Genomic DNA, 5,626 nt, shown 5'->3' with positions numbered 1-5,626 from the left:
GCCCATGCCGGCCGCCCCGCCCCGGCCGGCCCCGGCGCCCCCGCCGTCGCAGTTCTACGAGAACACCGAGCAGCAGCGCCCGGCGGCGCCGGCGACGTCGGCGGCGTCGATGGGTAACCATCGGGCGATCGACGCCCTGTCCCACGTCGGGGTCCGGTCCGCGGTGAAGATGCCGTCCCAACGCGGTTGGCGGCATTGGCTTTACGTGATGACCCGGATCAACCTCGGACTTTCGCCGGACGAACTCTACGAGCTGGACCTGCACGCCAGGATCCGCCGCAACGCCCGCGACTCCTACCACATCGGTGTCTTCGGGCTCAAGGGCGGCGTCGGCAAGACCGCGGTCACGGTCGCGCTGGGATCCGCGCTCGCCAGCATCCGCGGGGACCGCATCCTCGCGATCGATGCCGATCCGGACGGCGGTAATCTCGCCGACCGGGCCGGCCGCCAGTCCGCGGCGACGATCGGGGACCTGCTGTCGGACAAAGAGTTGAAGCGGTACAACGACATCCGCGCCTACACGAGCATGAACTCCGCGAACCTGGAAGTGCTGTCCTCCGACGAGTACAGCGCGGCACGGCGCGAGTTCAACGACGAGGACTGGCGCGCCGCCACCGAGATCGTGTCGCGCTACTACAACCTCGTCCTCGCCGACTGCGGCGCGGGGCTGTTCCAGCCCGGCGCCCGCGGTGTGCTGTCGACGGTGTCGGGTCTGGTGATCGTCGCGAGCGCGTCGATCGACGGGGCGCGGCAGGCGGCGATCACGATGGACTGGTTGCGCCAGAACGGTTATCAGGACCTGCTCGGCCGGTCCTGCGTGGTGATCAACCACGTGACACCGGGCAAGCCGAACATCGACGTCGAGGACTTGGTGCAGCAGTTCGAGCGGCACGTGCCGGCCGGGCGGGTGATCGTTCTGCCGTGGGACAAGCACATCGCGGCGGGCACCGAGATCCAGCTCGGGCTGCTGGGCAAGACCTTCAACCGCAGGGTCGTCGAGCTCGCGGCGGCGCTGTCCGACGACTTCGACAGGCTTGAGCGGCGTTGACCGCAACGGTTGCCCCTCCGACGTCGTCGGGCACCGCGCCGGGGCGCCCGTCGACCACGCGTGTCACGATCCTGACCGGCCGGCGGATGACCGATCTGGTGCTGCCGTCGGCGGCGCCGATCGAGACCTATGTCGACGAGACGGTGTCGGTGCTGGCCGACATTCTCGCCGACACACCGCAGGATGTGTTGGCGGGCTTCGATTTCAAGGCCCAGGGCGTGTGGTCGTTCGCGCGGCCGGGGGCGCCGCCGATCAAGCTGACCGACTCCCTCGACGACGCCGGCGTGGTGGACGGATCGTTGCTGACCGTCGTGTCGGTGAGCCGCACCGAGCGGTACCGGCCGTTGGTCGAGGACGTCATCGACGCGATCGCGGTGCTCGACGAGACACCGGAGTTCGACCGCGGTGCGCTGTACCGTTTCGTCGGACTGGTTCTGCCGCTGGCGGCGTTGATGGTCACCACGATTGCGGTGCTGTCGTGGGACTCGACCGGCCGGCACTGGTGGTGGGCGGTGGCTCTCGGAGTGCTCGGCCTCGGACTGCTGGGCGGCAGCATGCTGGCTCAGAAGCGGTTCGACAACGTGAACATGGCCGAGAGCCTGCTGGTGTCCTCGATGGTGGCGTTCGCCGGTGCCGTGGTGTTGGCGGTGCCGTTGCCCGAAGGGGTGGATTCTCTCGGCGCCCCCCAGGTGGCGGGCGCCGGCGCGCTGGTGTTGTTGATGGTGCTGGCCACCCGCGGCGGACCGCGAAGGCGTGCGGAGATCGCGGCGTTTCTCGCCGTCGTGGCGCTGGCGCTGACCATCGCCGCCGTCGCGTTCGGATACGGCTGGAACGAGTGGGTTCCGGCAGGCGCGATCGCTTTCGGGCTGATCGTCGTGACCAACGCCGCGAAACTGACCGTGGCCGTGGCGCGGATCGCGCTGCCGCCGATCCCGGCGCCGGGGGAGACGGTCACCAACGACGAACTGCTGGATCCGGTGACGACCACGGATGCCTCCGAGGAGTCGGAGACGTGGCAGGCGATCATCGCGTCGGTCCCGAGTTCAGCGGCCCGGCTGACCGAGCGGAGCCGACTGGCCAAGCGACTGCTGATCGGCTTCCTGAGCGCGGGCGCGTTGATCCTCGCGGTCGGGTCGATCTCGGTTGTCGTGCAGGGCCATTTCTTCGTGCACAGCCTCATCGTCGCCACCCTGGTGACCATGCTGTGCGGGTTCCGGTCGCGGCTCTACGCCGAGCGGTGGTGCGCGTGGGCGTTGATGGCGGCAGCGGTGGCGATTCCGACGGGCCTCGTGGTGCGGCTCTGCCTGTGGTATCCGGAGCGGGCGTGGCTGCTGCTTGCCGTCTATACGGCGCTGGCGTTGGTCGCGGTGATCATCGTCGGTGCCAGTGAAGGTGTGCGCCGGATCTCGCCGGTGACGAAACGGATCCTCGAGTTGCTGGACGGGGCGACCATCGCCGCGGTGATCCCGATGCTGCTGTGGATCTCCGGGGTGTACGACGTGCTGCGAAACCTGCGGTTCTAGGAGCGATATGGCGACAGGCGGCACCCCACCACCGCTCTCGGTCAATCCCGAGGAGCTCAGCGCAGCCGGTGGCGCGCTCTCGAGTGCGGCCGGCCAGTTGCCGGCCGCTCCGCCACCGTTCATGCCGGTCGGGACGGACCCGTTGTCGGTGGCGATCATCGGGCAGATACCGGCGATCGAGACACCGATCATGACGCAGCTGCCGTTGATCAAGGCGCAGGCGACGACCACCGCGGAGAACGTGCAGAACGCGGCACGGGCGTATGCGGCCACCGATGCCCGCAACGGCGCCGCGATCACCGAGCAGATGCAGAATCGCCCCAATGCGCCCGGGACGGGCTCCGGCGGAGGCGGTGTGCCGTCGGGGGCCGGCGGCGCCGACTCGGCGGGTCAGATGATGAACATGCCGATGCAGATGGCCGGTCAGATGGCGCAGATGCCGATGCAGGTGATGGGCGCGGTGGCTGCGGTTCCGCAGGGAGTCATGCAGGGCGCTCAGCAAGCCGGGCAGCAGGTGCAGCAGATGGTCGGGCAGTTCGGTCAGGGCGGCGCGGGCGGCCAGACCGGCTCATCGTCGGACGAAGGCAGGGCACCTGAAGCTCCTGTTGCGCCTGAGGAGGGAGCCGCCGCGGCGGAGCCCGATGCGGAGCGTGCGCCGGACGCCGAGCGTGCGCCGGATGCGCAGGATGCCAAGGAGAAGTCGGACGCGGCCGGCGAACAGCGCGAGGGCCGCCACCGCGCCGCTGAACCGGACGAGAGGATTGATCTATGACCGCGCCGCTTGAAGTCGACACCAGCGTGCTGCGCCGGGTCGGTGGCGATTTCACCTCTGCCGGCGACCGGATGGCGGGCCTGCAGGCCGACGCCCCGCTGGGCGACGCGGCCGCCGGCGTACCGCAATTGCAGACCGCCGCTGCGTGTTACGCGGCGCAGACCACGATCGCCACCGAGATGAACAATGTCGCCGGTTCGGCGCGCACCTACGGCTCCGATCTGCGGAGTGCCGCCGACCGGTACGACGCCACCGACGAGGCGTCCGGAGAAACCATCGACGGTGTCGAGATCCCGGTCCCGAGGTGACTATCGCCTGACGGCTCGGCAGGCGTGGTCGGTCAGGGACTGCAACCGGGTGGCGGCAGCATCGAGGTGGGTGTCCGGCAGACCATAGGTCGGCAGCGCCAACGCGAATGCTCGCCGGTAGTGCGAGGACAGCGCGGCGAAATCGGCGGCGGTCAGATTGCCGCTCATGAGGCCGAGCAGCTGAGCCTGATCGGCGTTCTGCTGCATGATCGCAGCGACGTCGTCGCCGAGTTCCCGCAGCTCTGGGGGACGATGCACCCCAGGGAGATTGGGGTCGTGCCGGTCCCGCCATTCGCGGGTCTGGTCGGCGTACTCGAGCACCATCGAGGTCCACTCGTTGCAGAAGGCCGAGGGCCCGGCGATGAACCGGGGCGGACGGGCGGGGTCGGATAGGGGCCCTTCGGGTACCGGCGGAGGGCCAGGCAGCACCAGCGGGCCGCGATCCGCGGCGGCTCCGAAATCGATTGCAGCGCAGATCGACTGAACAGCCTCGGCGGCGCTGATCGCTGTCCGGGCGAGCTCGTCTGCCACCGGGCGGTAGTTGTCGACGCTTTCGGCATAGGCACGCCAGTACGCGATGGCCTGTTCATACAGTTCGCGCATGACACGGTGCGGGGTCTGCTTGGCCAGCGGGACGGTCTTGTCCGCGGCCTCACGCATCGCGTCGGCCACCGCGTCGTACTGCCGGCGTTGATCCGGGGTCCATTCGGTCTGCGGAAGCGCAGGGTCGCGGCGATGCCAGCCATTGCCGAGCTCGGTGTTCAGCGCGGCGGTGATCGGCTCCCACTCCGGGCAGGTCGGGTCCTCGGTGATGATGCTGACCGGATCGTCGTCCCGGGCACTGGCGATCTTGTCGGCGTCCACCGTGGGGCTCGGCGGGGCAGCCGGCGCCGCCGGTGACGGCGGTTGATCGGAATCGCCGCGGGAGATCAGCAGCGTCGCGGCAACGAGCACGACGACCGCGAGCAACGCGCCCACCACGACGGGCGGTTGGAGACGTCCCGGCTGAGTCATCTCCACCGACGGTACCTACACGGCGGCGTCCGCGCCGACGGCGTCGTTCATCAGGACCTCGAGGTGTTGCCAGTACACCCAGTCGGCGATGGCCCGTCGCTGATCGGCCGGTTCGGCGGCGGTGTGCGCGTTGTAGAGCGCGATCTCCTGGGCGTGCGCGGCGTAGGTGACGAACGCCTTGAGGTGCGGAACGCTGCGTTGCGGGTTGGTGCTCATGAGGGGCTTGGTCACCTCGAACCAGAGCCGCGCGGTGTCGTCGGCGGGCGCTTCGACATCGGCGGTGGCCGGCGGAAGAAGATCGTTGAGCCCGAAATCGCTGACGGCGCTGAGCCGTTGGGCCGCGGCGGGGGAGAGGACCTCGAGGCGGCCGCGGCCCTGCATCAGGCCGGTGTCGGGGATGTCGTCCTGGGTCAGGACGATCTTGGCGACACCCGGGTCGAAGGTGGCGAACTGCTCGTCGGTCGCGACGACGGCACGCAATTGATGGTTGTGGTGATGTGCCCATCCTTGTACGGCAAGGATGGGATAGGTCGTCCACTTGGCGCGTTCGGTGGCGGGGATCGATTCGTCGGCGGTGGCCATCTGCACGTGGTCGGGCAGGTTGACGCCGTCCGGGATGTAGGCCAGACCGTAGCTGTTGGCGACGATGATCGTGCCGTCGGTGGTGACGCCGGTGACCCAGTAGAAGCCGAAGTCCATGACGCCGACGTTCAGCGCGGCGCCGATGTGGCGGGCGCGCTGCAGGGGATCGCTGCCGTTGGTCTTGCGGCGCAGGGCGCCGGCCGTCGACGCCGACAGGATCGCGTCGCGTTCGGCGCGCGCCGGTGACACCGGAATGGGCGCGGCGGCGGCGGTACCGCTGGTGCCGGCCGTCGAGCACAAGGTGCTGGCCCGGCTGATGGACGAGACCGAGCCGTCCCGGTTGGGTGAGGCGTCGTCGTGGAAGAAGGTGTTGACCACG

Annotated in this window: 6 protein-coding genes; 4 read left to right on the top strand and 2 right to left on the bottom strand. The window is 69.4% G+C overall.

What is annotated here, in order from left to right; all coding sequences use genetic code 11:
* From ASJ79_RS17380 to ASJ79_RS17365, 4 genes are all read left to right on the top strand, one after another.
* Positions 1-1,048: MinD/ParA family protein (locus tag ASJ79_RS17380; protein ID WP_067957597.1), on the top strand; the 1,048-nt coding region annotated here is incomplete at its 5' end.
* On the top strand, positions 1,045-2,571 hold the full coding sequence (eccD, locus tag ASJ79_RS17375; RefSeq protein WP_067957594.1) for a type VII secretion integral membrane protein EccD: 1,527 nt from the start codon (positions 1,045-1,047) through the stop codon (positions 2,569-2,571). The genes ASJ79_RS17380 and eccD, both read left to right, overlap by 4 nt.
* Positions 2,572-2,578: 7 nt before the next feature.
* A complete protein-coding gene (locus ASJ79_RS17370; protein WP_067957591.1) occupies positions 2,579-3,343 on the top strand; it encodes a hypothetical protein in 765 nt (254 codons plus the stop codon).
* Positions 3,340-3,651 carry a type VII secretion target gene (locus ASJ79_RS17365; protein WP_067957589.1) on the top strand — a complete coding sequence of 104 codons (312 nt, stop codon included), beginning with the start codon at positions 3,340-3,342 and terminating at the stop codon, positions 3,649-3,651. Before ASJ79_RS17370 ends, ASJ79_RS17365 begins: the two co-directional genes overlap by 4 nt.
* On the opposite strand, the gene ASJ79_RS17360 is transcribed toward ASJ79_RS17365, so the two are convergent.
* Together ASJ79_RS17360 and ASJ79_RS33250 are read right to left on the bottom strand one after the other, a co-directional pair.
* A complete protein-coding gene (locus ASJ79_RS17360; RefSeq protein WP_231750890.1) occupies positions 3,652-4,665 on the bottom strand; it encodes a hypothetical protein in 1,014 nt (337 codons plus the stop codon).
* Between the two features lie 15 nt (positions 4,666-4,680).
* The gene (locus tag ASJ79_RS33250; RefSeq protein ID WP_231750889.1) at positions 4,681-5,625 is read right to left on the bottom strand and encodes a secretion protein EccK; all 945 of its coding nucleotides are present in this window, start codon (positions 5,623-5,625) and stop codon (positions 4,681-4,683) included.
* Position 5,626 lies beyond the last annotated feature (1 nt).

The sequence above is a fragment of the Mycobacterium sp. NAZ190054 genome, assembly GCF_001545925.1.
GTDB lineage: Bacteria > Actinomycetota > Actinomycetes > Mycobacteriales > Mycobacteriaceae > Mycobacterium.
Note: the sequence above shows the minus strand (reverse complement) of the source record. Positions and strands in the feature narration are given on the sequence as shown.